We start from the raw sequence: 26,260 nt of genomic DNA on the forward strand, positions 1-26,260 counted from the left end.
AGTTATCCGGATAGACAACTGCTTCATAAGTATATGCTCTTCAAGCTGATGCGAGTGCAAAAGCAATAAACAGCATAACCAAACTGGTCATTCGGGTGAATGTCATATAAGGCTTACTGGGTTCGGACTCTCCCCTGGAAATCCATCCATAACGGAGATACCATCCGAACTTGGGAAAGCAGAGATTGATAATGCAAAGTGTCATGAAAATAAAAAAGAGGGTTCTCATGCCCAATCTTCCTTCCTTGTTTGCATGACCCGAATCGAAATTAACGACGTCTGCGTCTAGTGAAGAAATACAATACCAGAATAACAATAATAACAATCAACAGAAATTTCATGATGTTTTCCTCCTGACGGATTAGTGTGAGTTAAGCGTATTTTACCCACAAACCACATCATTTGAATAACTGTGTTACAATTAAATATATTGATTTCGGTTGATCCAATACCCAATTGTTATCATTTTAATTTTATATGCATTTGACGATACGGACCATAAGAAACAGGAGGGGAAGCATGAGCATCCAAAATAAGCACTCCATACCCATTCAGTGGGAGTTTTTAATATCCAAGCTTAAATCTTCCGTAACTGTGGTCGATGCAACTTCACCAGAGCAACCATTGATCTATGTCAATGAACAGTTCACTGCTCTGACAGGATATACCTCCGAAGAAGTGGTTGGACAGAACTGCCGATTCCTTCAGGGCAGGGATACGAATTCCGAGACTGTAAGCAAAATCCGTAAGGCTCTTAATCGGCAGGAGTCCATTAAAATCGATATTTTAAACTATACCAAAAGTGGTCAACAATTCTGGAACGAATTGAACATTGATCCCATATTTGATGATGAAGGACAGTGTCTCTTCTTTGTTGGCATCCAATATGACATTTCTGAACGGAAATATGCCGAAGAGCAGCTTCGCAGGGCGGCCAGGATGGCGGAGATGAACAGCAGGGGACATCTGGAGTTTATCGGGAAATTAAATCATGAACTGCGCACACCGCTGAATGGAATAATGGGCATGATCGAGTTAACGAGCATGGGTGAGATCAGTGAGGAGCAAAAAGAATATTTGGACCTTGCCCGTCAGTCCGGTGAAGCCTTGCTGAATATTGTGAATAACAGCCTTGACATGGCGAAGCTGGGCCGCGGCAAGATGCAAGTTGAGCAGGTCGAATTCCAGCCCCTTAAGCTCATTCAACAGATCGTTAGAACACACGAGCCTGCGGCTGAACAGAAAAAGGTTCAACTGCGCTGTCAGGCTGACATGCAGGTACCGGACGTTTTGGTCGGAGATCCGTTACGTTTGCGTCAGGTACTGGATAACTTGTTAAGCAATGCAATTAAGTTCACGGAGCAAGGTGAAGTGTTATTGCAGCTTGATGTGAAGGAACAACACGGGGACACCGTTACCTTGTTGTTCTCCGTAAGTGATACGGGAATCGGTATTCCCGAAGAGAAGTTACATCAGTTATTTGAGGCTTTTACCCAGACAGATGTCTCTCATGCCCGCAGATTTGGTGGTAGTGGACTGGGATTGACCATCTGTAAGGAACTGCTTGAATTGATGCAGGGGGATATTGCTGTAGAGAGTGTACCAGGGGAGGGAACGCACTTCCATGTGACACTACCGCTTTTAAGGCAGCAGGTTATCCCAAATGTGGGATAACAAGCGGTTAATAAGAATAAACGGAAAGAAGACAGTTCGGGGTGATGCGGACTGTCTTTTTGGTATTGTTTCACGAACGAACGTTCTGGTATAATGCAAGAGGGAACGGGGGAGACAGCATGAAGAGAAAGCGCACAAGGAAGAAGAAAAACAAAGGTTGGAGCAATCTTAAGAAATCGTTTATTACGCTGGTAACGCTGATGGTTCTGGCTGTCTTTGCCTGGTTCGAGGGAGAATTGCCGCTCGATCTGCCATCGCCGTTTAATGGGAGCAGTCAGGGCGTGGATCATACTATCACCTTTCCCTCTGCTCGGTATCCGGAGACGGCGAAGCATATCAAGGACGCCATCAAGGCAGGGCACTCGGATGTATGCACGATTGATCGTGAAGGCGCAGACGCCAATCGCGATCTGTCACTCAAGGGTGTACCCGTGAAGAAAGGGAAGGATCGGGATGAGTGGCCAATGGCCATGTGTGCTGAAGGCGGGTCAAATGCAGATATCGAGTACATTACGCCCAAGGACAACCGTGGAGCGGGTTCATGGGTTGGTAATCAGCTGAGTACATATCCGGATGGAACACGGGTGAAGTTTGTTGTGAAGTAGCTTGAACATTCAGACCATAGACCAAACCAAAAACCAGACCTGTGAGGGTCTGGTTTTTGGTTTGGTCAGCGATGGAGCTACAGATCTGCAATACTCAACTGCAGGCCCTTCATATGATGAGAACGGATACTCAGTATGCGAGTAACCTGCTCAACCTCATCAAAAGGAATCCAAAGGTTTCCCTGGACCGTACGCAGGGTAAGAATGGATGAGTCAGCAGAACGCTCGGGAAATCCGGTCACCGTTTGACCACTGGTATTGCGAACTACAATTTGTTGATTACGACGAATGGCAATTTCTACCTCTTTTTTCATAAGACATTGCTCCTGGTTATGAGATGGTTGCTTAATATGTCAATAATTTCAATGGTTAATTTGGCTTCTTTATCTAGTCTATCAGAACTAGGTATGGATTTCCAGAAAGAATTAAATCCTTCAGGTTTAGGTGAATTGACTTATGGAATAGATTTTTTTTTTTTTTTTAGTCTTGATCCAATAGGTATTAAACATTTTGGGTTATAACATGTGCTATTAGGGAGGGAACGGAATGACACAATTACTGGTTGGACTGGTTCAAACAGAGAACGAGGCGATTATCATGCTTAACAAGCTCAAGGAAGCAGGGGTGGAAACGGATGCGATGGGGGTTGTGGCGAAGGAGCATTTGGATCTCGATTTGATCAGCGAAAAAGCTGGCTTGGACAAACCGTTGAAGGGTGCGGGATCAGATGGTGCACTTGGTGTCTTTAAGGGTGTGCTCGCAGCATTGGGAAAACGCATGGACCAGACGATCTCTGCGGGCAAAGCGGTTCGCCGATTGGCTGGTAATGAAATTGGAGGAGAAACGGATGATCTCGTCCTTACTCTGGCAGAAGCCGGCATTGCCGAAGAAGATGCCCAGTACTATGAGCAGTGGCTTCTTCAGGATCACTTCCTTATCGTGGTGGAATGTAGTGAGGAAGATGCTGCCCGCATTGCACCCATTGTGAAGGAGAAAGATGCATAGAACAGGATTCTTGCAACTTTTTAGTTTAATTTAAGCCTGATTTTAGGTTTCTTTAATGTTGGGGCGGTATTATGATCTCACACCTCCCTTAATATAGATGGTTTATAGAAAGTCCGGGACCGCAACTCGGACTTTCTAGGCACTGCCAGCTGACGCTGGTAGTGCCTTTTCACATTTTTATAGTAGTCGTATTAAAAAATTAAATTATATGTTGCATAATGTTCAATCCTATGATAAGATATTTCTTGTCGCCTCAAGTGATAAAGTAATACATACATATGCCGGGGTGGCGGAATTGGCAGACGCACAGGACTTAAAATCCTGCGGTAGGTGACTACCGTACCGGTTCGATCCCGGTCCTCGGCATCCTAGCGGTTTTACCCGCAAACACAGCGTTAAATGAGCGTCAAAATGCGATGGGTCCTGCGTACTTGTCTCGGAGTAATCCGCAGGTACACAGGAGCCGCGCAAACACATCGGAGCATCCCACCGTTCACCTAACGGAAGGGGTGCTTTTTGCATTGGCGCGATTACGCGAAATTAAAAAGAGTTACGGAAATGCGCGTCCAGGTTGGAGCGAGATAATGGCGGATTTTCTGGCGCATAAGCGGCTTGATGACGGAATAGGGGAGCAAACATTAACGGACTATACGCGCGCCGTAGAGCTGCTGTTTAAGCGGTATCCGGACGCGTGGGATACGGAGGCTGCGTTAAAGGACGGGTGCCTAGCGCATATGTCCGGTGAGATGTCGCCGTCTACGTTCAATAACCGTCTGGTCTATCTCCGCGCATTCTTTAAATACTGCGTCGGCGAAGGTTATATAACAGTCAATCCGCTTGAGCATACGAAGAAACGGAGGACAGGCAACCGCGCAGTAGCTGTTGAGACCGAAGTGCTTCAGGCGTTACTAGCGGCGCCGGATCAGCGTACATTTGTCGGCCTACGCGATTACACGTTAATCGTATTGACGCTCGATACTGGCATCCGTCCGTCCGAGGCGATGAAGTTAATACCGCAGGATTTTAAGCTATCGTTGAAGGAGATTCATATACCGGCGCAGGTCGCAAAGAATCGTAGTGCGCGGACATTGCCGCTGTCGGATATGACTACGAAATCATTACGCAAGCTAATTTCCGTTCGAGATGACGAGTGGGGTCCGGATACTCCGATATTTTGTTCGTATGAAGGGCGTCCACTCAATCGGCATACGTGGGGCGACCGCATGGAGATATATTGCAAGAAGATCGGCGTACATATCCGCCCGTATGATTTGCGGCATGTATTCGCGTTGGAGTTCCTGCGTAATGGCGCGAACTCATTTGCGGTCCAGAAATCGTTGGGACACTCTACAATGGAAATGACGCGCAGATATGTATCGCTAGTTAACAACGACTTAAAAGCGGAACATGCGAAGGCCAGTCCGATCGACCGGTTACTCTCGAAGCCTAAAGCGAAACGGAATACGAAATTATAACGAAAACACTGACGCATGTCTCTTCGGGGATGTGCGTTATTTTTTTTTTATTTACGATGTCCCAATTCCGCAATTTTGTGTCCCTATATAATACGAGAAGCAAAACGGAAAGGAGAATGATTAATGACGCGTAGTCCTAAACTGAACGTCGAGCTTTTACAAGACGCGTTAGATAGCGGAGCTTCAATAGCGGTTGTAGCTCGTGCATTTAACGTCCATCACCAAGTTATCCGTAGAGAGATTCACCGCGGACACGTAGAGTTGTACGTTGCTTACGATGAAGACGTCGAAATGGATATCCCGAAATTGACGGATTGGGATATAGAGGATCTATTGGACGACTGGTGGAGAACCGCCTTCAACGGTGAGGAGGTATATGTCCCACCTCCAAATCGAAACAGCACGGTAACTACGAAGTTGTATCAGTATCTTGGAGAGAATTATGACGGAGTAGTCGGATGGATACGGAAGAGAGGTATAACCCGTCTTCGAGCCCAATTTTTAAAGGTATGCACAGGTTGTGGGCAGTTCCTATCGCTTACACAATTTACACAAAAGAGTCACTGTCTGCTCGGAGTAAGTTCGCGTTGCAGGGAGTGCACGTCAGATCAGCGTAACGATGACGTAGTAAGAGCCGCAGCAAATCGTAGGCGAACGCTATTGCTAAGTCTCCCTACGAATTGGGAACGCACTCACCGACTAGCAATGCGACTCGACGGAGGTGGTACGTGCGATCTTACGGATGAAACCGAATGTGACGACGACCACTTCATTCCGATAGCGACCGGACATTGCGGAACATATCTCGGCAACATGCGCCCGTTAGCTTCGTGGCTGAACGCTAATAAGAGCGCCGCAAACCCTTTCGAATGGTTCGAAGCGAACAGGCAACGCTTTGAACTCGATCAAGTCCGTTTCGATGCGCTAGTCAGCAAACTGGCGGCACAGAACGGATTGACTCCGGAAGAGTTTCGCAAATTTACGTATTGGTGCTTCGATAACCCACGCACCGTCGAACAGATTGCGGCCGATAACGCACGCTACGGTTACAAAAAGTCATCGCTTGAAATATGGCGCGAACAGACGGGGTTACCGTTTCCATTCGCAATAGACTTTGGCAATACGACACTTAACAACGAAATTTCGCGAAAGGAGGACGCTGCATAATGTCGGATACTCAACGCTTAGTCTCCGTCGAATCCCAAACGGAATACTCCGTTACGTCCGGCGCAACCGAAACGCGCATCTTCGTTAAATTCTACGTTGAGGCTGTACGCTCCGGGATGATTGCGGATCTCGGACCGGAGCGTCTGCAGACGCTTATCGTCCTCGCCTCGTATATGGGCGCGGATGGAACGTGTTACCCTACGCAATGGCAGATCGCTAACAGTCTCGGAGTGGCGCGGGAGACGGCGGCCAGGCGCGTTAAGGCACTCGCAGACTACCGGTGGAAAGGACAACCGCTAATGTTACGGGAGCGGACGCGCCATCCGGATAGTAAGAAGTGGGAGAACACCGTGTACAAAATCCTGCCGGTCAGCGGCTTGCGGATATTCGATAAGTGAGCCAGGTGACGTTAACGCCACATAGCTTGGAGCTTACAAGGCTCGGCATCACACTAAGAAGAACCAGTAATAACTAGAACCATCTTTATAACTAGATTAAACATTACCGCTCAGTTGATTTTGCTTCGCAAACTAAACTTCGCGGGACGATTAATTACTAACCTAATTGATTGCGCGCAGAAAGTTATACGGAGCCAAAGGCGACGGCGAGTATGAGCGTAGCGAATCGCGAGCATATACGCACTTATAAAAGAAACGGAGGAATCACGTTATGTCTAACCGCAAGCTCACGAAATTTCCCGTCATTGCCGCAGACGGCACGCAGTACCGCGTTACGATAAAGCGCGGAGAGGACGTTGACGGTAAGTACGTTTTCGTAAGACTGTTCGTGCGGCGCAAGATTTTCGGATTTGCTGGTGTAGCTCACGGTAAGTTTTACGACGGATACGGAGTGTACAAAGCTGACTATCCGGACTACATCTCAATTGCGCGGAAAGTGTGCGGAGATTTCACGGACGACATTCTACCGCGGATACAACGCAAGTCCGCCGCCATCGACGCATTCCAAGCGTGGGACGGCCGCCTATGAGATGCAAAGGGCGCATGTATTACGCTGTCATTACCGTTTATCTCCTTGCTGCTGCCGTAATAATTGCGTGTATTTCCGCCGATTACAGCGCGCTAGTCACAAATATACCGGAGGTGTTTCCGAAGTGAAAAACCACGTGAAACTCACGCAAAATTACGCAATCAAAACGGACGCGCACAACTTCATCGTCCTGCAACGCAAACTCGTTGACCCTACGAAGGCGCCCGGATATAAACCGGTTGAAGGCGCCGAACTTCCCGCGTTAAAAGAACGGTGGGACGAAATCGCATATTACCCGCTAACGAGCGCCAACCTAGCCGCGCTAATCGATAACGTCAGATTGCGCGAGGCAACCGATTCGGAGTACGCAAGCATCGCGGACCTGGCGCAGGCTATACGTGAGACGACGGCGGAGATTATTGCGGCTGTTAACGCGGGCTTAGCGCCTGGATTTAGCGTCAATATAGGCGCGTAAGGGCGAGCGGAGGGTATTCGGTAGGGTACGGATGAAAGGCGCTTATATCACGGTTAAATTACGGGAGGGATACGTATGGATGATTACCGCGGCAAGATCGTAAAGGTGGACGGACGCAAGATGTTTGCCTGCATCGGCCAGGAATTTTATACGCGGAAACTATATTTACGGCTGCCGAAAGAGCTTGAGCATTTGGACTGCGACCGATGCTCGGAGCCTACGTTTGAGATTGACGCGCGTAGATGTTCCATTGTTGATCCGGAGGATATCGCAACTAGCGTAGTTGATTACGTAATGTCTTATGAAGGAGGCGCGGTATGAAACTCTCAGAAGTCATCATAAAGTGGCATGCGATGTCTGCGCGAGAAAGAGACGCGTGGGTAGAAGAGGCAGTGTTTGGAGGAGCTACATACGACGAGTTCCGGTTAGTTAACGATGTGCGCGTATTAGTCCCGAAATATACTACCGATATATCTGCGGCATGGCTCGTCGTCGAGGAACTTCGAAAAGATCATTTCCTGTATCTATCGGATGCGACTCCATACGGATGGTTCGTTGACCTGGACCACGAAAACGATCCGATTGTGGCTCAGAATATAAACGCGGATACAGCGCCAGAAGCAATTGGACTTGCGGCTATCGTAGCGAAATTAGCTCGGGAGGACTGAGCGCCATGTTCGCAGATTTCCGCAGAGCATTCGCACCAACGCCGGAAGAGATTCAACGCGCAGAAGAGTACCTCGCGAAAGTTGAGCGGAAGGACAACGAGTATCTCCGCAGCTTCGGCTTCAACGATACTGACATCGAAATTATCCGCGCAATCGAATCGGAAGAAACGCAGCACCTATGCGGATTCCAATCGTATTCGAGCCGGATCGAGTTACTTAGGAGCGGCATTATTACGGTGGATGACGTAAGGAACGATATTAAACGGAGGATTACACATGAACGACGTAACATTCGAAACACCTGACGATATCATCGAATGGTATCGCAAACAAAACGAAGGAGATGACGCGAATGAGGCTACGTAAATTTCCGGTAACCGCGGGTAGTGGGCGTGAGTATGAGGTCGAAGTAGTACGCAGATACGCGGGATTAGGCAATATGGGTTTGCGTTTCCGGATATATAAGCGCGAGTCGTACGTGAGTTTGTTCGGAAGAATTAAGCAACGGCGAACTCTGATGCAATCGGATAACTACTGGGAGCATCAAGTTACCAACGTGGTCGAGCGTGCAATAGCTCTTGTAAGGCGTGTTGAGGAGGAGACGATGAGCGGTATCGAACGCGAACAATCTTACGCGGAGTTCGAGCGCTGGGACGGGAGGATTGACGCGAATGAGTAACGTAAACAAACCGGTTATTCCCGTAGAGGTTGCGGACGCGATCGAGATACTACGCGAAGACGAGGTCCCACATAGTAACGAGAATATCTTGCTGCTGCGTGCTACCGGCGGAAAGGCGGAGTGCCGTGTAAGAGCAGCGGAAGCGTTACGTTTAATCCCGTTCGACACGTTGCTGGCCGCGTTGGTTAACGGGTATGAGCGTGAGTTGACGGGGGAGGAGCGTTTAGCGAAGGCATATCGAAACATACGCGATGAGTATCAGGTTTGCCTGTTTGACGGGAGTAGTGAAGAGATCAGCTTTGCGAACGGAATGCGCTACGCACTTGATACGCTAAGCATCAAAATCGAAGGAGTGAACGCGTGATAAAGGAGCTCGTCCATCGTTTAGTACGGAACTTATACGTCCAGCATGCATTAGTCGGGCTAGTGTTCGCAACGGTACTATGCGTGTGGTTTTCGTTCCCGGATGATGCGTTTTGGGTAATCGTTATCATCTGGCCGCTTCTCGTAGCACTATGGTTTTACGCGTTTGTCAACGGAACAATTCCGGGAATGAATTTGTAAGGAAACGGGAGAATTATGGAGATAATCGTAGATAACGTTTTATTTGGAAAATCGGTTAATGTTGAATTAATTGGGCTTAATGTTGACGAAAATCAGCACAATGTCGACAAAAACTAACTTGATGCACACATTAACCTGCTTTTAAACAATATTTGTAAATCGACATTCAACCACGTAATCGCCGAATATGGCGTTTTACCAAAATACGCTAGTCCACTTATACTACGGAGGTGTCAACGATATGACAACGGAGACGAAGCGGGATCTGCAGGCGGATCTTGCGCTATGTGAGGCTGCAACAGCGGGACCTTGGTTCGCATCGGGAGAGGATGAGCGTCCGATAGTCGCTGAGCGGGAGTCGGTAGTAACCGCGCGTGGAAGCGAGCTAGCTTACGTAAGTATTGCGTGTGAAGACGAAGAGTTCATCGCAGAATCACGAGAAGGGTGGCCGGAAGCTTTGTGCAGGGCGATTGCGGCTGAGGCGGAGGTCGAACGTTTAGACGCGAGGTATCAATCGATGTTCTCGCGGGCGTTAGAAGTGAACAAAGCGCGGGATTCCTACTCGTCCGCCGTACATCAAGCGATCTATTATTTACGAGAGGAACGCGTCAGAGAGGCGCTATTAGTACTAACGGAGGTGTCCGCCGATGCCTCGCGCTAAGAAACCGCCTAAACCGAAAATCACCGCAGACCAACGTAAGGACTGGCGCAACATTCCGCTCACCGAATGGAAGACGCCGACCGTACACGCCATGATTTCCGATCTCAACCGCGAGCAATACGGAGTCGAGACGTACATTCCTCTGCGTGGCTGGGCGTTCGAGCAAGGCGTCATCAAACGCGCACTTACGCAATACGGAGCGGAAGCCTTACGCGAGACAATTACGCGAGCATTTCGGGAGCACCGGGTGACGCCACAGTATCCGCAATTGACGGCCGGATTTTTGATCGCGTATCTATTGCCGAGGATCATGCCGCAAGTGCTGGCGGAACAGGCGCGGGCATCGAAACAGGCGGAGTATTGCGGTGATAATTCGGATAACAACGCGCTGACTGACGATGAGATTATCGATTTATTCTAACGCGTCATAAGTTTTGCGCAAACAGATAGGATGACCATGAGGGTGTAAATTAGAGCCCGAAAACATCAGACGAAAATCATCCGAAAAACAGCCGTAAATCATCCGCATGATAATTATAAACGCGATACAGTAAGGAGGAACGCAATTGTCGAACGCTAAAAACTGCATACTCGCGCAGCACTGTTCGCTGGCAGGTGGCGCGCAATGTACGAAGCTATGTCCGAGCTATATCGCAAACCACGGACTGAATGGCGCAGGCGGACGGGTAGGCGCGGCAAACCTACCGTTAGAATACCGCGGAGTAACGCTTGCCAACTCGCCAGCACGCGAAGAACAGGCGTCCATATACCGCGTTCTAGAAGGCTACGTACCGACGTTTGCGCGCCAATTCGAGGAGCATCCGGAAAAGCCGATCAAATCGCTGTACTTTTATAGCGACTCGCCAGGCACCGGTAAGACAACGACGGCAAGCGCAGTCCTTACGGAATACATTACGCGGCATTATATCGGATCAATCCTGCGCAACAGGCAAGCGCTTGATCGACCGGCGTATTTCCTCGATGTGAACGCGTGGCAGACGCTATATAACAAGTTCAATCGACCAACGGTACCCGCCGACGTTGCGGAGCCAGCATCACGCCAATATTACGCATGGATGACGGCAGCAGAGGTGGCACCCTTTGCGGTCCTTGACGATATCGGAGTACGTGACGTGACGGAAGGTTTCCGCGGAGATTTGCACACGATTATTAATCACCGCGTGACTAACGGAATGGTCACGGTGTATACGAGTAATATTCCGCTGCGTGACTTAAATACGGTGTTTCGCGAAATGAAGCCGCGACTCGTCGACCGGATGCGGGATCTCTGTATCGAGCGCGAGTTTGTCGGAATAAGTCATCGCGGATTAAAACGAGCGTAAAAACGAAAAAGTGAGCATTCGGGAGTATTCGGGAGATGGGGATAAATAAAGTGGTTCATCTTCGACAAATTGCGACTTGACCGCAGTGATATAGCTCACATTTTTGCGGATTATTTACCTAAATGTGTCCAAAAATTTACGTTTACTGGAACTGGTGTCGAATGGCGCACATGGGAATTTTGACCTAAACGCGAGTTGACGTAATATAACATGCAGTGTAAAACAGGAGGTGTATAGTACAATGGCAGTTACAGGTCAGCAATTGCTATCTAAGTTGATTGACGCAGGCTCTACGCAGGCACTCACGAAGTATAACGTTAAGCGATCGGACTTTCCTACGCTACCTGAGCAGAGCGCATACGACTTTATTGAAAGCTACGCGAAGGAGAACGGAGGTGCTACGCCTTCACTCGCAACCTTTGTCGCAAATGTACGAAACGTGACGTACATTCCGGAGGTTACGGATTCGTTCGAGTACCTTGCGGGGCAGCTAAAAGATGCGACAGGTAAGCGGGAATTGGCGGCGTTGCTGAATAGTCCGGACCTAGAGCGGGACTTCGGCCAAATGTCGACAGAATCCTTCATTAATAGCTTGACCACGCGAGCAAATGAGATTAAGATTAAAACACGAACGAGTGTTCCGAAGATGACTGATATTTCCACATCGGGTGAGCGATTTTTAGAAGAGTTCCGCGCACGAAAAGCAGGCACTTCTTTTAAAATATGGCGCAGCAAATTCGGTACAATTAACACACAGATCGGCGGCTATTTTTCAGGAAACACATACGCCTGGTATGCGCGATCTGGCCGCGGTAAATCCGTAATGGTCATGGAAGACGGTATTGAATCGGCGTTCCAGGGTGCTGTAGTCCTCGTATGGGCGCTCGAAATGTCGGAGTACGAATGGATGGCGCGCGCATACTCGTCGATCAGCGCCAGGATCAGCGAAACGGTTAAGCGAATTGAAGGCGTGGACTATACGGTTGGCTTCGATAACCGCGCGATGCTCATGGGTAAGCTGGACGAAGCGTATGAACGCGGACTTGTAGCGTTTATCGAAATGCTCAGCGAGATTATACCGGGACGTATCGTATTGCGTGCGGCAGATAGCGAAGGGTTTTCGCAACGTTCGATCTCGCAGCTTGAAGCGGACATTAACGAGATCGATGCGGATGTCGTCATAATCGATCCGATTTATCTGATGGACTACGAGAAGAATACGTCGCATGTGGCGGGCGGAGATGTCGCGGCGACTAGCGTCAAGCTCAAGCGGTTAGCCGGCCAAACGAAAACCGTAATACATGTCGTGACGCAAGCGGAAGAAGACGCGAAAGAGAAGAACGAAGACGGAACGCGAGAACTTAGCCCTCCGCCGAGAGCCGGTATTAAGAAGTCGAAGGCGATACTTGAGGACGCGGCTAACGTATTCGGAATCGATACACTTGCGCAGGAAGGACGCGGAGTTATCGAATTGGGTAAGGGCCGTAATGGCGGCGAGGACACGCGTGTTGAAATCGTATATCTGCCGAATTACGGCGTGGTACGCGAGTTGGATGCGCAAGGGCAGGCGGCACAGTTTGCGGACGTGAGCGGTTTTTAATTACCGCTCGTCGCTCCGTCCGTACAAGTGATCGATAGTAACGCCAAAGTAATCAGCGACCACTGGAATAAGTCCGATTGGAAACTTACGAGTTCCTGAGAGGTAGTTGCTAAGGCTCTGCGGTGTGATACCGAGTGCGGCGGAAAGCTCCTTTTGCTCTACGTTGTTTTGTTCGATAAGAAGTCGGATATTTCGGGCAACAATCTCTTCATAACTCATGCAAATTTCTCCTTGACTATTCACGAATCGTGTATTAGGATGGGGATACACAAAACGTGAATCGGTATTTTTATCCACTATAGCACGTTTTGGAGAAGTGTTCAATAGGAAAGGAGGACAACTCTATCCGCAATGTCATAAACGTTGACACGTTCTTAGCCGCAATCGAAGCGCATGACTGGCGTAATATTCAACCGAATACTCGCGGCCGCCTCAACGCCTCATCCCCGTTTGGTAATCGCGTAGATAAGACGCCGTCCTTTAGCGTAATTACTGACCCCGACTCGCCGGACTTCGGTTGCTGGCGTGACTCAGGCGCAAACGATCCGGAATGGGCGCGCGGTGGACCCGTTAAGCTCTACGCGTTCCTTCGAAATATCACGTACGAAGAGGCGCGCGAGGAACTACTGACCGGAGACGTAGCGGAAGATGGTCCGCCTAAACTACGCATCAAACTTGTTCCGCCAGGACCCCCGCCTAAACCGCAGCCGATCGATGTTAGCGCATATCAGACCGTAGTCGTTCCGTATCTAACAGGCCGCGGAGTCGATCCGGAAGTACAACGCGCATTCGATTGCGGGTACGACGGCGAGAAGAACGCGGTTGTAATGCCGTGGCATGCGCCGGACGGTACTGTAATAAACGTGAAGTGGCGTGCGACTTGGTCTAAGGCGTTTTGGTATGCTAAGGGCGGCGCGCCTGTCCGTAACATGTTATACGGTATCCACCTCGTTTACGCGCGGAGGATAAACCGGATTGTTATCGTCGAATCCGAAACAGACGCGATGTATCTATGGAGCTGCGGTATACCTGCGGTGGCAGTCGGCGGTTCTACGTTTACAGATGCCCAGGCGGAAATGCTGCGGATGTCTCCGGTAACTGCGCTTGTGATCGGTACGGATAACGATGCGGCGGGCGAGAAGCTGCGTGAGGAAGCTGCGGCTAAGATGCGCGGATATTGCGAGTTGTACGACGTAAGGTGGCCGGATGGCGCGAAGGATGCGAATGAGGTTGGCGATGAAGAAACGGTGAGGAATACGGTTGCTTGCGCTGTTAGAAGAAATATTTTCAAGAGAGCGCAACATAGTATCGACACGTATCGTCAAATAATGTAATATTAGGCAGTACACAAACCTGTGTACTATTCGTCGGTACAAGCGAACTAATCGCTTGCAGCCTCTTCGGGAGAACGCGCAACTCTCTTCATTTCGTACAGCTCATAAGGGGAATCAAGGTTAAGTGCTTCCGCTATGGTGCGTAGGGTGCCTAAGCCCATTACACCGACAATATGCTGACGATTAATATAGTTGTTGATCTGCTGCTTACTTATACCAGTAAGTTCAGCCAACTTAACTTGCGTCATCCTTTTGGACTTAAGTATCTCCCGAAGTCGGCACTTACCGACTTCATACATAAAACCCTCCAACAACAAGAATAAAAAAAGATTTTGAAATGATGTCCCAACTTTTGATTTTTTTGTCCCTATATATAGTGTAGACAACAATAAGGAGATGGTAAATGGTGAATAAGCAACAATTGAATACAATGGCTATCGCAGCTCGCAATGGAGATGACGCAGCACTTTGGGAAGTGAAAGCACACTTTCAAAAGATGATACATAGTCTCTCGGAAGCGAACAGGAATAGAGTCAAGCAAGAGCATTTCGAAGAACAATGCTTCGACTTAATTGATGAAACGATAATGGATTTCGATGGCACTCTCGGAGACTTCTCCCAACTTGTTGTGCACAACATAAAGCGAAGGCTCGGGAGAACGAAAAAAAGGCACTCTGTTAAATGTAAAGGGATAGAGACGGTGTCGCTACCTTGCAGAGAGTCAGAAGATGGTTTTGTTGAAATGGAGTTCGTAGACGATTTGGCGATCGTAGACGATAACTTCCTAACTAAAGAAAAGATCACCAGCTTGGCGGCCGGTGACCAAAGAAAAATGAGAGTCTTAACCTTTATGATTGACCCCGGTTACAGTGAGTCTAGTACCGCACGGCTGTTGGCGCAGCAGGACGGTAAGAATGTAGACACACACCGCAAGTTTATCCAAAGATTAAGAAAAGACTGCCAGAAAGTGTTAGCACACGCAATCTGACTTAATAATTGTAGTTCTCACTTTGAGTTCGGTCGGAGTTTCAGGCACGAAGCCCGACCTTTTCTCAAAAAGAGTATATCATACTTTCTTAACAAATTGACAATATGTATGTTGTAAATCTTTGGTAACATGTCCAACTCACAATTAGCATATTACCATGGTTGATAACGCTTGTCAACGCTATCTAACTATATTATACCCGGAGGTGCGCCGTATGAAACGCGCTCTTACTAAAAATATACGTTCGTCTAACAACGAAGTTTCACGCTTTTTTAACGAAATTTACCCGCCGACTCGCCGTTACCCTGACGTAGAGTACCGTGGAGGCGTGCGCGAATACGAAGACGCAGCCGATTACGTCGATGTCCGCGCAGTTATGAAAGGCCGGGTGATCGCGTGAAAACTCCGCTAAGATGGTCCGCAACTTCTCACGCAATTAAACGCGTCCGTGAACGGTTCAATGTCCGCGGAAGCGATACGCAAATCAACGAATGGATTGCGCAGAAACTTGATACCGCGTCGTTTATCGGATGTATTCCGGATGACTCCGGCAAGATGCGCCGCGCATACACTTCCGGCAAGGTCGTTATCTTCGTCGCCATTGCGGATAACGCTGTAATCACCGTTCGTGAGGCGAGCGTACAACGTGAATGGCGCGGCGTTATCGAAAAGCTGGCGGATAAGGAGTTGCGCAAGCATAAGCGGCGGGCTCTGCAGGAAGAACGCAAGCTGCTCGATATGCGTACGCGGATGGAAACGGAGGTATGCGAATTACGGACGGCGGCTTTAGGTGCGAGATCCGAAGCGAAGCGAAACGCATACCATGCGAGAGTTAACGCTTTGACTATGCGTATAACAGAGGTGGAACGCGATATAAACCGTGTGAGACGTGACGTTTTGAAGGCGGCCGAGAGTTATGCCGCGGTAATTTGAACCGTATCATTTCCTATTTAAATGGCGTAACAAGTCGGCCCTGCGTCGGCTGCGCGGTATTAGCTGCGGAAACTTCCGGTTAGTGCCGTGCAGCGGGCGTGGGACTTGTGGAACAGGAGCGGACAATGATCCGCTTAGCACAAGCGAAGAGTAAGCCGCGAACGATACGGAGTGCACACGTATCCAGTAGCGCAATCCCCGTTCGAACAAATAAACCGTAAAGGAACGTGATTGAATGAGCATTTTCACTAAAGTCGGCGAAGCAGCAGCGGCAGCAACTAATAACGACGGAGGCGCGCAGGAAAGTCCGATCGTATCGTTCAAATCCGGAAGTACGTTCAAAGTCGGTGTCAAATCCGTATTCAACGTCGCGGAGTACTACGGTTACAGCATCTACAAAAAAGTGAACACGTTCGTACCGAAGAATCCGCCAACACGTAATGCCCGCGGCTACATCGACGCAAACCCTACGGTATGGGACGAAGCTGCATCGTTACTTTACGCGGATGCTGACAAAGCGAAAAAAGCCGGCGCTACCGAAGATGCGGTCAAGAAGATTACGGACGAGGCGTATCTGTATCGCGGTAAGCAACGTTTCCTCCGCGCATTCTTCGATTTGACTACCGGAAAGGACATAGTAGTCGACTTGTCGCCGAAACAAGAGAAGACGCTTAAAGCGGTCATCGAGAAGTACGCGAAGAAACTCGGCACTATCGCGTTCGAACTTACGAAGACCGGCGCAGGCACCAACGCAGTCGTCGCGCTATCTCCTATCATCGATATGGACGAAGACCTGACGGAAGAGGAGCGTAAGAACTTCGCTAAGCTGGCGGATGCAGAATTTGACTTCGCGGCATTCGAAACGTGCTTGTATGTAGCTGACGAAGAGGAGCAAACGAAGAATCTCGTAATCGCCGGATTCGATATCGGACGTCTCGGTCTCTCGATCGGTGCCAGCGCAAGTAACGCGCAAACTCCATCCGATAATGACGCGCCACTCGATATCACGGAAGAGGACTTACCGTTCTAATTAAACGTTAAGGAGGCGGTAACATGAACGTAGCCGGACCGGAAACACGCAAGGTAACCGTCTTAATCAACGTACCAGACGCGAAGAGGCTTCCGCAGGTCGGTGGCGATCTCGCGAAGTTTCTTACGGCGCTCACGAAGGATCACGGATTGTTTACCGTAGAGGTTGCGCTCAGCGTGGAGCCTACGCAATATACGGCGTTCGGCGCTGCGGAGATGCCGCCGGAAGAAAGCGAATTTGAAATCGTATTTACACCGGAAAGGGAGAGTGATTGATATCGCACACCAATCAGAAATAACGGGCAAGTATTCGGAGCTGGCGGCGCGTCTTGCGCTGTTAGCTAACGGATGGACCGTGCATCAAGCGGAAACGGACGAAGCCTACGATATCCTGGCGCGCGATCCTCTAACGGGTGATTACGCGAAGATTCAGGTGAAGACGGTAAGACAGCGCATAGACCGCGGCGGCGACCTCGTAGTCTACGCGAAGAAAGGTAACGGCACAACGTATGATTTATCCGAGGCAGACTTCATAGTAGGCGTTTGGGTTACGGAAGCCGGACCGCGTGTATTCATGTTCGAGAACCGCATGATCGGCGAGTACTGGTGCAAAGAGGCAAGCGCGACCGAACGTTGGGTCGAGCTATCTCTTACGCTGGATCGCGAAGTTATTGCGGCGGCTTAAGCGGAATCGACCATATATTAACGCAAGACCGGGCGGAGGCCAAACGGCAGCCCAAGCGAAGGAGAACGTAAAAGATGGCGAAACTTAACGTGGTAATTCCGGCAGTAGAAGTAACGGTGGGCGACGTGACTTATCGTAAGGTTGAACGTAAGGCTCAAGCGGGCGATATTATCCGGTTCGATAGCGAAACTGATGTAGAGGAAATCACAAGCGGAGGATTTTACGCGGTTAATAGAATTGACAGTTTCGGTGACGCGCGGATTACTGACGATTACGGCGACGACGATTACGATACCGCCGGAGAAGACTTCGATGTCTACGCGCCAGTCAACGAATCAACACCGGAAACTATCACGTTTCAGGGCGCAAAATGGCGCAAAGTCGATCGCGATGTCCGTGAAGGAGATGCGATTAAGTTTACGGATGAGGACCGTTCTAGCTACGTGACAGAATCGGAGCTGTACGTTGTAAATTACGTAGACAGTCTCGGAGATCCGGAAGTATCGGACGATGATGGTGACGATTACGACGCAGGTAGTGATGATTACGAAGTCTACGAAAAGGTTGCGGTTTCTACGCCTCAATATCGTGAGGTTAAGCGGAAAGCTAACGTAGGCGAGCGGATTAAGACGGTAGAGGAGCAGCACGGAGACTACCATATCGGTACACAGCTCACCGTCATCAATGCGGATCGTTGGGGTGATGGGACGGGAGTATCCGTTAAGGAAGTCGGCGCAGGATTATTCCACCGCGAATACGTCGTACTTGAACCGGTAAACGCGGAGCCTACGAAGAAAGCGGAACGCCTGGCCGTCGGAGATTATGCGCGGTTTGTAAGAGACGGAGCCACCGTAATGCGGACCGGAGATATCGTAGAAATTCTTGTGGTTGACTCGAGCGACGTTCCCTATCGAACTAAGCGTCTGGCTGATGGGGCGGAGGCGTGGACGCAAGCGGTTAAATTAGTCCACGCAACAGAACAAGAGGTGGCGGCCGCTAAACGCGCAGCTCTCATCGCGCAATTCAGCGTAGGCGATAGCGTTAAATTGACGGTAGAAGACGGTAAACGTCCGCGCTTTGGCTACGCCAGTGTAAGTAACGGAGATATCGGTAAAGTCACGCGTACTAGCGGGGATAAAATCATCGTAGACTTCCCGACACATGACGCATGGATGGCGGACCCAACGGAACTTACGAAACTCACCGCAGAGGAAGTCGCGGAAATCGAACGTAAGCAAGCGGAAGAGGCGAAATGGGCGGCGATCGGACGTAAGGTTAACGAGATTAAAGCGGGTGACGTTGTTCAAACGTACAAGGAGGAGTGTGGACATCCGGTCGGAACCGTAGGAATCGCGTCTCGTAGCGGAGATGCTTCGTCCATCGAAGTTAAAGTAGACGGAAAGATGACGTTTTACCATTTCGTTAAATTAATCGTACCGGTAGAACAACGCTTCGATACGAAGGAGGTGGACGCCGCATAAGCGCTAGCTTCACGCAATCCAGCGCAAATACACGAGTAATACGCGAGGGAAGGAGTGACGTATTATCGCGCCAAAATTAACGCTTAACTTACGTCCGCCTGCGGATGACGGAGCCGCCGAACGGGTGGCCGACGCGACTAAACGGAAGAAGGCGGCGCAGGAAACGGTAGAGGACGCGTGGGTACGCATACTTGCGATGAAGAATAGCGATTCGGATACCGAAAAGTTGCTTGCGGTTAAGGACGCCATGGAGACGGGTGTAACAGGCAGACATCCGTCCGGCGTCGGCAAGCGGTTCAGCAAAGCGGAAGCTCTCCGCATCTACAACGATCTGCGCGTAATGCTACGGGAGAAGACGTTACGCGAAATGGTCGAGAAGACTCCGCGCAATTATTTCCTCATCACTAACGAGAAGCTGTTGGCGCGGCTAATCGAAAGGTTATGTGAGCAGACAGAAGTAGCGGTCGATACGGAGACAACAGGCGTAGATGTTTATACGGATGTGATCGTCGGCATATCGCTAACGTTGCCGTCCGTAAGTATTCCGCCACTAGCCGAAAAAGGAATGCACGTATATATTCCGGTGCAGCACGATGAGGGCGAGCAACTTTCGCGTGATTACGTATTGTCCGAATTGCGCGGATTCCTATACGACGAAGGCATCGGCAAGGTCCTCCATAACGCAATATTCGATATAGCGATGTTCAGACGCCACGGCTACGATCTGCGCGGAGTTACTTGGGATACGATGGTCGCGATGCACTTGCTAAACGAGAATGAACCGTCGTTCCGCTTGAAAGACCTCGCGCCTAAATATCTCGGAGTTGAGTCCGACACATTCGCGGAGTTATTCGGTAAGACACCGTTTAATGAGATCAAGCTAGATATTGCGCTGGCTTACGCGGGCAAGGATACCGATTTAACGTGGCAGTTATATCAGTTCCAGTACGAGCACTTTGCGCAGATGCCGACGGTGCTTGAATACTTCCAGACGGTCGAAGTTCCGCTGCTGTACGTAATCGTTGAGATGGAGGCTAACGGATACATCCTCGATCTGGACTTCGCAAAAGAATACGGAGAGCAATTAGCGGCGCGTGCAAAAGAGCTTCACGCCAAGCTCATCGGAGTCCTATCGAAACATCACGTAGGAGACGCGGAACTTAACCTCAACTCCGGTCCACAAATGAAGGCAGCGCTTTCCAAAGAGATCGGAAAAGAGCTCCCAAACATGGACGCTAAGAAGACGCTTAAGCCAATGGCGCGGGATTTCGAAGTTATCTCGGATCTCCTGGAATACCGGAAGATTACCAAACTCAGCGGAACGTATATCGACGCGCTTCCAACGAAACAGAATCCGACGACTAAACGCTGGCACTCACGCTTCAATCCGATCGGAACCGTTACGGGGCGTTTCAGTTCCGGTAAGGACGAAGAGGCTGCGGATTCCAATCAATTCAATGTTCAAAACCAGCCGGAGGATGCGCGTAAAATGTTCGTTGCTCCTCCGGGAAAGGTACTCGTATCGGCGGACTTTAAAGCGCAAGAGATACGGTGTACCGCGTATTTATCCGGAGAGCCCGTACTGATCGAAGCGTTCGAAAAGGGAATCGATCCGTATGCAAACATGGCGAGCATGTATTACAAGCGCCCGTACCACGAAGTCAATAAGTTGCCCAACGGAGAGGATACGCCTGAACGTAAGGCGATGAAAGTCGTATGGCTCGCGACATTGTACGGTATGAGCGATTTCTCCCTTGCGGATATGCTCGGATTGAAGAAACCGGAAGCGACCGCGTTTAAAGAAGAGTTGTTCGCCGGAATGCCGAAGCTTAGCGCGTGGCTCAAAGAGAACGAGGAGCACGTTGCCAAGTACGGATTTGTGTGGGCGGATAAACAACAACGTAAACGGCGCCTACCTGACGGTAAGCTTAGGCGCAAGGAAATTCCGTTCGGCAAGTGGAAGGATCCGCGCTATGAAGAGCACCGCAAGCATAACGGTAAGATTAACCGCGCGATGCGTCAGGGAACGAATGCACGCGTCCAAGGAAGCTCCGCGATCCAGACGAAGGTAACGATGATCCGCGCTCATGAAGAGTGTAAACAGCGTGAAGGGTGGGCGCTGTGGGGAACGATCCATGACGAGCTCGTATTCGAGATTCCGGAAGACTTTACGCAGGAGGATATCGCGGTCATCGAGCGTATTATGACGCAATCTTACGCATGGGGAACGGTTGCCAACGGAACGGATATCGCGATCATGAAACGTTGGGGCAAAGGCATGACGCCGGAGGACTGGTTCAAACAAAAGGAGGCTGCGTAAATGAACGAAATCGTAACGGTAATTGACATCGAAACGACCGGACTAGACCCGCAAAACGATCACATTACGGAAATCGCCGCCATCCGTGCGGAAGTTGGACCTGGTGGTTACATTCGCGAGATTGGACGATTCCAGACGTACGTTGCCCTTCCATATAGAAAGAGTATTCCGGAAGAGATTACGAAGTTGACCGGAATTAAGGACGACGATTTGTACGGTGGGGCTGCGATCCACAATGCTTATCTTGCGCTATGTAATTTTATCCGCGGGTCACGAGTAGTTGCGCATAATGCTCCGTTTGATTTCTCTTTCTTAGCAAGTTGTACACGGGAAGGGTTTGTTCCTAGATCGTTTGCATGTACGCGGGCTATGACGCGTGTTCTTGATCCGAAAGAGTCCGCAAGCTTAGCGTCAACCTGTTTACGATATGGCACCCCACTCAATGGGCATCACCGCGCGATGAATGACGTTGAAGCGACGCTTAAGTTATATGCTATCCTACGAGACCGAGCTGAGGCAACAGAGTTTGATTATAGCTGCGTGGTTGTCGATAGCGAAGAACGTCCGCTAACTTTCATCCCAATAGGAGCACGCGTTATCAAGGCAGCAAAAACTAAGGAGGCGGTTTAAATTACGGATACTAACCAATTAATCGCAAATAGAATCGCGGAGCAATTTACGGAAGAACTCAACGCATGGCATTCCGCGCCAGAAGTGTACGACGACGCTCTGGATGCGCAGATTCACGGCTGGTATCAAAACGTACTTACGGACAAATCACGCAAAGTGTGGCCGCCGCGAGGCATTCCGTACTTCTCGCCAAGCTCCGCCAACTCCGACGCACGCGGCCTTTACGAAAAGATGCGCGGCGCCAAGCGTGAGTCATCCGATCGGCCTGCGCACCAAGGACGCTGGGTACGGATAGGTACCGCAATTGGCGACGTGATTCAGCGCGATATTCTGTTCGCGGAGAAACATTACGCACGTTATTACGGAGAGAATCCGAGCTTCTCATTCGATCGTAATGAACGCGGCGAGCCGGTATTCGAAGACTTCGCTAAACGCGGCCATATCGTTAATCACAACGGTCAGACATTCGCGTTATACGGTACCTGCGATGGAATCATGAACGTATATGTACCGGAGCTCGGACGTACCGTACGCGTCGGACTCGAAATTAAATCGAAGCAAGGAACGTACTCCGCGACATCCGGCTATTCCATGAGGAACGGTGCGAAGGAGGATCACGTTAAACAGTGCGTGTGCTATTCGATCATGTATGACGTCGACTATTACGTAATTCTCTACGTTAATGCGAGTAAGAAGGCGTGGGGTATGCCTGACGCGGATATCGAAAAGTATCCGGACATTGCGGCGTTCGGCCTGCACATTACGGAGGCAATGCGCGGTGAGATCCTGGATGACTTCGCGGAGATTATCGAAAATGCAGCGGAAGGGAACGCGCCTCTTCCGGATCTCGATAAGTGGACATTCAACGACTTCAAACGGACAATCGCGCTATCTCTGACGGAAGGCGAGCTCGAATTGCTACAACGTAAGGTCAGCGCATTGATGCGATCGAGTTTGCCGGACTGGAAGAAGCGCGGACCTGCGGAGGCGTTAGCGGATATTGAACGGATTAGAGCGGAGAGCCAAACGAAGGAGGCTGCGTAAGTGAAACGTAACACGAGATACACGTTGGAGGAAGTGAGGGAGATATTTGAATCGAGAGGAATGGCCTTACTCTCAACCGAGTATCTGAATAACACCCAACCACTAAATTACGTTTGCTCTTGCGGTTCTCTAGGGTTAATCACAGTTAAACGAGTGTTGAAAGGACAAAGATGTAAGCGATGCGGTTATAATTTCCGCAAGGAGAGAACATTCGATTTCAACTACGTTAGAGACTACTTTTTAAGCAACGGATGTGTTCTAACAAGCACAACGTACAAAGACTCAAGAACACATTTAGACTATATCTGCTCATGTGGGCTTAGTAGTAAAATTACTTTTCACAGATTCAGACTCGGTCAGCGGTGCCGGTATTGTGGAACACGCCGCTACGCCGGACCTAATCACTATAATTGGAATCCCAAACTCACAAATGAAACACGAGTATTGCGAAGAGACACACAAGAGAATAAGGACTGGTCCATCTCAGTCAAATTTAAGGACAAATTTACATGCGTCATGTGTGGGGATCGACGCGGCGGAAACCTTGTTTCACACCACCTTGATGGCTACGATTGGTGCATTGAACGTAGACTAGACCCGGAAAATGGCGTGACGCTTTGTACAGATTGCCATAAAGATTTTCACCTCACGTACGGATACGGAGGAAACACTAGAGAACAATTTGAGGAGTGGTGTCGTGGAAAGGAAACGCGCAAAGCCGAAGAGGTACGCAGGGTTGGATCTTAGTTTGACTAGTCCAGGCTTCGCAGTAGTGGACGTAAAGAATCGCGTCCCTACGCTAGTCGCGACATCCATCGTTAAGACTGACGCAGGAGAGGCGCGCCCCTTACGTTACGAAGTTATCGAAGCTCACGCGCTGTTATTCTTCCGCGAACATAAGCCAGATTCCGAAATCATCCGCGAGGTATGGCCGCCGGCGCGAAACTACGATCAGAACGATAAGGTTCACGGAGCATGGTCGGCGGTCGACCGCGCACTCTCGCGCTTAGGCTACGAGGTAGCCGACAACCTAACACCGCCAAACGTGAAGAAGCTGGTCACCGGAAATGGACGCGCGGAAAAGGACGTAGTTGCGGAGGCCGTGCGGAGGATATTGCGTCTCGGACCGGATTATAAGTTCGCGGCCGGTTACGATGACAGCGATGCGTTAGCTGTCATTCTGGCGTACTTGATACGCGAGAACTTAATTGATACGGAAGTGGCCGCCGCATGAGCGAATTAGCCGCACGCCTCGTCGCCCACCAACGCCAGGAAATCGCAGCTCTCGAACGGTCCGTCATGATCTACCGAGGGCTCGCGGATAAGTATGAACGCCGACTTACCGAAGCACGCGCACTATACGAAAGGAGCGAGCGCGAATGTTAGTCGTTTATGCATCACGTACAGGAAACGTCGGCCTATTCGCGCGGCGACTCCCGTATCCTACGCTTAAGCTTACAGCAGACCTGCGCGTAGCCGAACCGTTTATCCTCGTAACATATACGGATAAGATCGGTGAGGTTCCGTCCAAGACGCGCGCTTTCCTCACGTATAACAACGAATACTTACGCGGCGTGGCTGCGTCCGGCAACCGTAATTTCGGACCGGCTTACGCACTCGCCGCGGATCAAATAGCGAAGCAATACGGAGTGCCGATCGTTTGCAAGTTCGAACTGGCGGGCACGCCTACCGACATACAAAAATTCACCGAAGGAGTGAGCGCGCTTGTCACAAACGTATAAATATATCGAACTCAATAACGAAGTTACCGTAATGAAGGACGGATTTTATCAGCTCGAAAAGGATACGGAGGCAGTCGAGGAGTTCATGCGTTTCATCCGCGACAACAAGATGCGATTCGACTCCGCAATGGATCGCGTTCAATACATGGTTGACAACGGATACTACTATCCGGAAGTACTGACGCAGTATACTCCGGAACAGATTGCGGAGATTCACCGAATGGCCGACGACGCTAACCTGCGATTTGCATCGTATATGGCCGCGTTCAAGTATTATACGGACTACGCGCTTAAGACACGCGACAAGAAAACGTACTTGGAGTCGCCGGAAGAACGTTACGCAATCACTGCGCTTTATCTGGCGCAAGGTAACTACGATATGGCGCGCGAGCTACTATGGGGTTACCTTAACGGAGTTCAGCCGGCCACGCCTACGTTCCTTAACGCAGGGAAAGCGAGACGAGGCGAAATGGTATCGTGTTTCCTTACGGAAGTAGACGACAGTCTTAACGCGATCGGACACGCGCATACTACTGCAATGCAGCTTTCGAAGATTGGCGGCGGCGTTGCGCTTAACTTATCGAAACTGCGCGGACGTGGCGAGGCGATTAAAGAAGAGGAAGGAGTAGCGAAAGGTATTCTACCGGTCGCCAAACAACTCGAAATGGCGTTCTCTTACGCGGATCAAATGGGACAGCGGAAAGGTAGCGGCGCGGTCTATTACAACATCTTCGGATGGGACGTAATGGAGCTGCTTGACGCGAAGAAGATTAACGCGGATGAACGGTCGCGTCTTAAAACGTTGTCCATTGGACTGATCGTTCCGTCCAAGTTTATCGAGCTTGCGGAGACTAACGAGCCGTACTACGTATTCGCTCCGTATACCGTGTACAAAGCGTACGGAACGCACCTGGACGATATGGATATTAGCGCGATGTATGACGAGTTGGTTGCGAATCCATCCGTTAAGAAGCGTGAGCTAAATGCGCGCGAGATGTTAACGAAAATTGCGACGACGCAACTCGAATCGGGATATCCGTATCTCATGTTCAAAGATAACGCGAATGACGGCCATGCGCTGAAAGGCGTCGGCCAAGTAAAAATGTCTAACCTGTGTTGATATAGCACCCTCTTGGAGCGATCCAGGAGCGCAAACCCACCTAAACGGGGA

The 26,260-nt window shown here is 49.9% G+C and carries 34 protein-coding genes, 1 tRNA gene and 1 pseudogene; 32 read left to right on the forward strand and 4 right to left on the reverse strand.

Annotation, left to right across the window (positions count from 1 at the left end):
* Positions 1 to 40 precede the first annotated feature (40 nt).
* Positions 41 to 229, reverse strand: coding sequence for a DUF6199 family natural product biosynthesis protein (locus tag MH144_RS30970; RefSeq protein WP_343226058.1), 189 nt, complete (start codon positions 227 to 229; stop codon positions 41 to 43).
* 290 nt (positions 230 to 519) lie between these two features.
* Here MH144_RS30970 and MH144_RS11820 point away from each other — a divergent pair, with 290 nt between their 5' ends.
* Together MH144_RS11820 and MH144_RS11825 are read left to right on the forward strand one after the other, a co-directional pair.
* Positions 520 to 1,674, forward strand: coding sequence for a sensor histidine kinase (locus MH144_RS11820; protein WP_239299994.1), 1,155 nt, complete (start codon positions 520 to 522; stop codon positions 1,672 to 1,674).
* 119 nt (positions 1,675 to 1,793) lie between these two features.
* A complete protein-coding gene (locus MH144_RS11825) occupies positions 1,794 to 2,279 on the forward strand; it encodes a NucA/NucB deoxyribonuclease domain-containing protein (RefSeq protein WP_239299996.1) in 486 nt (161 codons plus the stop codon).
* Between the two features lie 77 nt (positions 2,280 to 2,356).
* Here MH144_RS11825 and MH144_RS11830 read toward each other — a convergent pair whose 3' ends face one another.
* Complete coding sequence (locus MH144_RS11830; protein ID WP_095290050.1) at positions 2,357 to 2,593, reverse strand: hypothetical protein; 237 nt, start codon at positions 2,591 to 2,593, stop codon at positions 2,357 to 2,359.
* 232 nt (positions 2,594 to 2,825) lie between these two features.
* On the opposite strand from MH144_RS11830, the gene MH144_RS11835 reads away from it, so the two are divergent.
* The 16 genes from MH144_RS11835 (at position 2,826) to MH144_RS11910 (ending at position 12,903) form a co-directional block, all read left to right on the forward strand.
* Entirely contained in the window at positions 2,826 to 3,284 is a 459-nt protein-coding gene (locus MH144_RS11835) for a general stress protein (protein WP_239299998.1), read from the forward strand.
* Between the two features lie 280 nt (positions 3,285 to 3,564).
* Positions 3,565 to 3,650: transfer RNA gene (locus MH144_RS11840), tRNA-Leu, on the forward strand.
* A 380-nt stretch (positions 3,651 to 4,030) separates the two neighbouring features.
* The gene (locus MH144_RS11845) at positions 4,031 to 4,759 is read left to right on the forward strand and encodes a tyrosine-type recombinase/integrase (protein WP_239300000.1); all 729 of its coding nucleotides are present in this window, start codon (positions 4,031 to 4,033) and stop codon (positions 4,757 to 4,759) included.
* 123 nt (positions 4,760 to 4,882) lie between these two features.
* The gene (locus MH144_RS11850) at positions 4,883 to 5,926 is read left to right on the forward strand and encodes a helix-turn-helix domain-containing protein (RefSeq protein WP_239300002.1); all 1,044 of its coding nucleotides are present in this window, start codon (positions 4,883 to 4,885) and stop codon (positions 5,924 to 5,926) included.
* On the forward strand, positions 5,926 to 6,324 hold the full coding sequence (locus MH144_RS11855) for a helix-turn-helix domain-containing protein (protein WP_239300004.1): 399 nt from the start codon (positions 5,926 to 5,928) through the stop codon (positions 6,322 to 6,324). Before MH144_RS11850 ends, MH144_RS11855 begins: the two co-directional genes overlap by 1 nt.
* A 388-nt stretch (positions 6,325 to 6,712) precedes the next feature.
* A complete protein-coding gene (locus MH144_RS11860; protein ID WP_239300006.1) occupies positions 6,713 to 6,913 on the forward strand; it encodes a hypothetical protein in 201 nt (66 codons plus the stop codon).
* A gap of 124 nt (positions 6,914 to 7,037) precedes the next feature.
* Positions 7,038 to 7,388, forward strand: a complete 351-nt coding sequence (locus MH144_RS11865) for a hypothetical protein (RefSeq protein ID WP_239300008.1) — start codon at positions 7,038 to 7,040, stop codon at positions 7,386 to 7,388.
* Positions 7,389 to 7,463: 75 nt separating this feature from the next.
* A complete protein-coding gene (locus tag MH144_RS11870) occupies positions 7,464 to 7,709 on the forward strand; it encodes a hypothetical protein (protein WP_239300010.1) in 246 nt (81 codons plus the stop codon).
* Positions 7,706 to 8,056: a BC1872 family protein gene (locus tag MH144_RS11875; protein WP_239300012.1), complete on the forward strand. Its 351-nt coding sequence runs from the start codon at positions 7,706 to 7,708 to the stop codon at positions 8,054 to 8,056. Before MH144_RS11870 ends, MH144_RS11875 begins: the two co-directional genes overlap by 4 nt.
* A 5-nt stretch (positions 8,057 to 8,061) precedes the next feature.
* The gene (locus MH144_RS11880; protein ID WP_239300014.1) at positions 8,062 to 8,361 is read left to right on the forward strand and encodes a hypothetical protein; all 300 of its coding nucleotides are present in this window, start codon (positions 8,062 to 8,064) and stop codon (positions 8,359 to 8,361) included.
* 47 nt (positions 8,362 to 8,408) lie between these two features.
* On the forward strand, positions 8,409 to 8,735 hold the full coding sequence (locus tag MH144_RS11885; protein ID WP_239300016.1) for a hypothetical protein: 327 nt from the start codon (positions 8,409 to 8,411) through the stop codon (positions 8,733 to 8,735).
* Positions 8,728 to 9,099: a hypothetical protein gene (locus tag MH144_RS11890; protein WP_239300018.1), complete on the forward strand. Its 372-nt coding sequence runs from the start codon at positions 8,728 to 8,730 to the stop codon at positions 9,097 to 9,099. The genes MH144_RS11885 and MH144_RS11890 overlap by 8 nt, the downstream gene beginning before the upstream one ends.
* Before the next feature lie 387 nt (positions 9,100 to 9,486).
* The gene (locus MH144_RS11895; RefSeq protein WP_239300020.1) at positions 9,487 to 9,960 is read left to right on the forward strand and encodes a hypothetical protein; all 474 of its coding nucleotides are present in this window, start codon (positions 9,487 to 9,489) and stop codon (positions 9,958 to 9,960) included.
* Entirely contained in the window at positions 9,947 to 10,381 is a 435-nt protein-coding gene (locus tag MH144_RS11900) for a hypothetical protein (RefSeq protein WP_239300022.1), read from the forward strand. The genes MH144_RS11895 and MH144_RS11900 overlap by 14 nt, the downstream gene beginning before the upstream one ends.
* Before the next feature lie 562 nt (positions 10,382 to 10,943).
* The gene (locus tag MH144_RS30975) at positions 10,944 to 11,303 is read left to right on the forward strand and encodes a P-loop NTPase family protein (protein WP_343226051.1); all 360 of its coding nucleotides are present in this window, start codon (positions 10,944 to 10,946) and stop codon (positions 11,301 to 11,303) included.
* A gap of 241 nt (positions 11,304 to 11,544) precedes the next feature.
* On the forward strand, positions 11,545 to 12,903 hold the full coding sequence (locus MH144_RS11910) for a DnaB-like helicase C-terminal domain-containing protein (RefSeq protein ID WP_239300026.1): 1,359 nt from the start codon (positions 11,545 to 11,547) through the stop codon (positions 12,901 to 12,903).
* Here MH144_RS11910 and MH144_RS11915 read toward each other — a convergent pair whose 3' ends face one another.
* Complete coding sequence (locus MH144_RS11915) at positions 12,904 to 13,122, reverse strand: helix-turn-helix domain-containing protein (protein WP_239300028.1); 219 nt, start codon at positions 13,120 to 13,122, stop codon at positions 12,904 to 12,906.
* A gap of 608 nt (positions 13,123 to 13,730) precedes the next feature.
* On the opposite strand from MH144_RS11915, the gene MH144_RS11920 reads away from it, so the two are divergent.
* Positions 13,731 to 14,237 carry a toprim domain-containing protein gene (locus MH144_RS11920; protein ID WP_239300030.1) on the forward strand — a complete coding sequence of 169 codons (507 nt, stop codon included), beginning with the start codon at positions 13,731 to 13,733 and terminating at the stop codon, positions 14,235 to 14,237.
* A gap of 47 nt (positions 14,238 to 14,284) precedes the next feature.
* Here the strand turns inward: MH144_RS11920 and MH144_RS11925 are convergent, their stop codons facing one another.
* Positions 14,285 to 14,536 carry a helix-turn-helix domain-containing protein gene (locus MH144_RS11925; RefSeq protein ID WP_275440065.1) on the reverse strand — a complete coding sequence of 84 codons (252 nt, stop codon included), beginning with the start codon at positions 14,534 to 14,536 and terminating at the stop codon, positions 14,285 to 14,287.
* 107 nt (positions 14,537 to 14,643) lie between these two features.
* Here MH144_RS11925 and MH144_RS11930 point away from each other — a divergent pair, with 107 nt between their 5' ends.
* From MH144_RS11930 to MH144_RS11990, 13 genes and pseudogenes are all read left to right on the forward strand, one after another.
* On the forward strand, positions 14,644 to 15,225 hold the full coding sequence (locus tag MH144_RS11930) for a hypothetical protein (protein WP_239300034.1): 582 nt from the start codon (positions 14,644 to 14,646) through the stop codon (positions 15,223 to 15,225).
* A gap of 214 nt (positions 15,226 to 15,439) precedes the next feature.
* Positions 15,440 to 15,625, forward strand: coding sequence for a hypothetical protein (locus MH144_RS11935; RefSeq protein ID WP_239300036.1), 186 nt, complete (start codon positions 15,440 to 15,442; stop codon positions 15,623 to 15,625).
* Positions 15,622 to 16,158, forward strand: coding sequence for a hypothetical protein (locus MH144_RS11940; RefSeq protein ID WP_239300038.1), 537 nt, complete (start codon positions 15,622 to 15,624; stop codon positions 16,156 to 16,158). The genes MH144_RS11935 and MH144_RS11940 overlap by 4 nt, the downstream gene beginning before the upstream one ends.
* A gap of 235 nt (positions 16,159 to 16,393) precedes the next feature.
* Positions 16,394 to 17,188, forward strand: a complete 795-nt coding sequence (locus tag MH144_RS11945) for a hypothetical protein (RefSeq protein WP_239300040.1) — start codon at positions 16,394 to 16,396, stop codon at positions 17,186 to 17,188.
* Between the two features lie 23 nt (positions 17,189 to 17,211).
* Positions 17,212 to 17,463: a hypothetical protein gene (locus MH144_RS11950; protein ID WP_239300042.1), complete on the forward strand. Its 252-nt coding sequence runs from the start codon at positions 17,212 to 17,214 to the stop codon at positions 17,461 to 17,463.
* Complete coding sequence (locus MH144_RS11955) at positions 17,426 to 17,872, forward strand: hypothetical protein (RefSeq protein WP_239300044.1); 447 nt, start codon at positions 17,426 to 17,428, stop codon at positions 17,870 to 17,872. Before MH144_RS11950 ends, MH144_RS11955 begins: the two co-directional genes overlap by 38 nt.
* Positions 17,873 to 17,946: 74 nt before the next feature.
* The gene (locus MH144_RS11960; protein ID WP_239300046.1) at positions 17,947 to 19,353 is read left to right on the forward strand and encodes a hypothetical protein; all 1,407 of its coding nucleotides are present in this window, start codon (positions 17,947 to 17,949) and stop codon (positions 19,351 to 19,353) included.
* Between the two features lie 124 nt (positions 19,354 to 19,477).
* A complete protein-coding gene (locus MH144_RS11965) occupies positions 19,478 to 21,673 on the forward strand; it encodes a DNA polymerase (RefSeq protein WP_239300048.1) in 2,196 nt (731 codons plus the stop codon).
* Entirely contained in the window at positions 21,674 to 22,303 is a 630-nt protein-coding gene (locus tag MH144_RS11970; protein ID WP_239300050.1) for a 3'-5' exonuclease, read from the forward strand.
* Between the two features lie 84 nt (positions 22,304 to 22,387).
* A complete protein-coding gene (locus MH144_RS11975) occupies positions 22,388 to 23,347 on the forward strand; it encodes a hypothetical protein (RefSeq protein ID WP_239300052.1) in 960 nt (319 codons plus the stop codon).
* Between the two features lie 736 nt (positions 23,348 to 24,083).
* The gene (locus MH144_RS11980) at positions 24,084 to 24,581 is read left to right on the forward strand and encodes a crossover junction endodeoxyribonuclease RuvC (RefSeq protein ID WP_239300054.1); all 498 of its coding nucleotides are present in this window, start codon (positions 24,084 to 24,086) and stop codon (positions 24,579 to 24,581) included.
* A 145-nt stretch (positions 24,582 to 24,726) separates the two neighbouring features.
* Positions 24,727 to 25,089, forward strand: coding sequence for a class Ib ribonucleoside-diphosphate reductase assembly flavoprotein NrdI (nrdI, locus tag MH144_RS11985; protein ID WP_239300056.1), 363 nt, complete (start codon positions 24,727 to 24,729; stop codon positions 25,087 to 25,089).
* Positions 25,073 to 26,206: pseudogene (locus MH144_RS11990) on the forward strand (ribonucleotide reductase N-terminal alpha domain-containing protein); the annotation flags it as partial. The gene nrdI and the pseudogene MH144_RS11990, both read left to right, overlap by 17 nt.
* Positions 26,207 to 26,260: the final 54 nt, after the last annotated feature.

The organism is Paenibacillus sp. ACRRY (genome assembly GCF_022346995.1).
Lineage (GTDB): Bacteria > Bacillota > Bacilli > Paenibacillales > Paenibacillaceae > Paenibacillus.

What these genes read in the sequence shown, in the direction of transcription:
- MH144_RS30970 (WP_343226058.1), bottom strand. Translation starts at nt 229, where the DNA reads ATGAGAACCCTCTTTTTTATTTTCATGACACTTTGCATTATCAATCTC.
- MH144_RS11820 (WP_239299994.1), top strand. Translation starts at nt 520, where the DNA reads ATGAGCATCCAAAATAAGCACTCCATACCCATTCAGTGGGAGTTTTTA.
- MH144_RS11825 (WP_239299996.1), top strand. Translation starts at nt 1,794, where the DNA reads ATGAAGAGAAAGCGCACAAGGAAGAAGAAAAACAAAGGTTGGAGCAAT.
- MH144_RS11830 (WP_095290050.1), bottom strand. Translation starts at nt 2,593, where the DNA reads ATGAAAAAAGAGGTAGAAATTGCCATTCGTCGTAATCAACAAATTGTA.
- MH144_RS11835 (WP_239299998.1), top strand. Translation starts at nt 2,826, where the DNA reads ATGACACAATTACTGGTTGGACTGGTTCAAACAGAGAACGAGGCGATT.
- MH144_RS11845 (WP_239300000.1), top strand. Translation starts at nt 4,031, where the DNA reads ATGTCGCCGTCTACGTTCAATAACCGTCTGGTCTATCTCCGCGCATTC.
- MH144_RS11850 (WP_239300002.1), top strand. Translation starts at nt 4,883, where the DNA reads ATGACGCGTAGTCCTAAACTGAACGTCGAGCTTTTACAAGACGCGTTA.
- MH144_RS11855 (WP_239300004.1), top strand. Translation starts at nt 5,926, where the DNA reads ATGTCGGATACTCAACGCTTAGTCTCCGTCGAATCCCAAACGGAATAC.
- MH144_RS11870 (WP_239300010.1), top strand. Translation starts at nt 7,464, where the DNA reads ATGGATGATTACCGCGGCAAGATCGTAAAGGTGGACGGACGCAAGATG.
- MH144_RS11875 (WP_239300012.1), top strand. Translation starts at nt 7,706, where the DNA reads ATGAAACTCTCAGAAGTCATCATAAAGTGGCATGCGATGTCTGCGCGA.
- MH144_RS11880 (WP_239300014.1), top strand. Translation starts at nt 8,062, where the DNA reads ATGTTCGCAGATTTCCGCAGAGCATTCGCACCAACGCCGGAAGAGATT.
- MH144_RS11885 (WP_239300016.1), top strand. Translation starts at nt 8,409, where the DNA reads ATGAGGCTACGTAAATTTCCGGTAACCGCGGGTAGTGGGCGTGAGTAT.
- MH144_RS11890 (WP_239300018.1), top strand. Translation starts at nt 8,728, where the DNA reads ATGAGTAACGTAAACAAACCGGTTATTCCCGTAGAGGTTGCGGACGCG.
- MH144_RS11895 (WP_239300020.1), top strand. Translation starts at nt 9,487, where the DNA reads ATGGCGTTTTACCAAAATACGCTAGTCCACTTATACTACGGAGGTGTC.
- MH144_RS11900 (WP_239300022.1), top strand. Translation starts at nt 9,947, where the DNA reads ATGCCTCGCGCTAAGAAACCGCCTAAACCGAAAATCACCGCAGACCAA.
- MH144_RS11910 (WP_239300026.1), top strand. Translation starts at nt 11,545, where the DNA reads ATGGCAGTTACAGGTCAGCAATTGCTATCTAAGTTGATTGACGCAGGC.
- MH144_RS11915 (WP_239300028.1), bottom strand. Translation starts at nt 13,122, where the DNA reads ATGAGTTATGAAGAGATTGTTGCCCGAAATATCCGACTTCTTATCGAA.
- MH144_RS11920 (WP_239300030.1), top strand. Translation starts at nt 13,731, where the DNA reads ATGCCGTGGCATGCGCCGGACGGTACTGTAATAAACGTGAAGTGGCGT.
- MH144_RS11925 (WP_275440065.1), bottom strand. Translation starts at nt 14,536, where the DNA reads ATGTATGAAGTCGGTAAGTGCCGACTTCGGGAGATACTTAAGTCCAAA.
- MH144_RS11935 (WP_239300036.1), top strand. Translation starts at nt 15,440, where the DNA reads ATGAAACGCGCTCTTACTAAAAATATACGTTCGTCTAACAACGAAGTT.
- MH144_RS11945 (WP_239300040.1), top strand. Translation starts at nt 16,394, where the DNA reads ATGAGCATTTTCACTAAAGTCGGCGAAGCAGCAGCGGCAGCAACTAAT.
- MH144_RS11950 (WP_239300042.1), top strand. Translation starts at nt 17,212, where the DNA reads ATGAACGTAGCCGGACCGGAAACACGCAAGGTAACCGTCTTAATCAAC.
- MH144_RS11960 (WP_239300046.1), top strand. Translation starts at nt 17,947, where the DNA reads ATGGCGAAACTTAACGTGGTAATTCCGGCAGTAGAAGTAACGGTGGGC.
- MH144_RS11970 (WP_239300050.1), top strand. Translation starts at nt 21,674, where the DNA reads ATGAACGAAATCGTAACGGTAATTGACATCGAAACGACCGGACTAGAC.
- nrdI (WP_239300056.1), top strand. Translation starts at nt 24,727, where the DNA reads ATGTTAGTCGTTTATGCATCACGTACAGGAAACGTCGGCCTATTCGCG.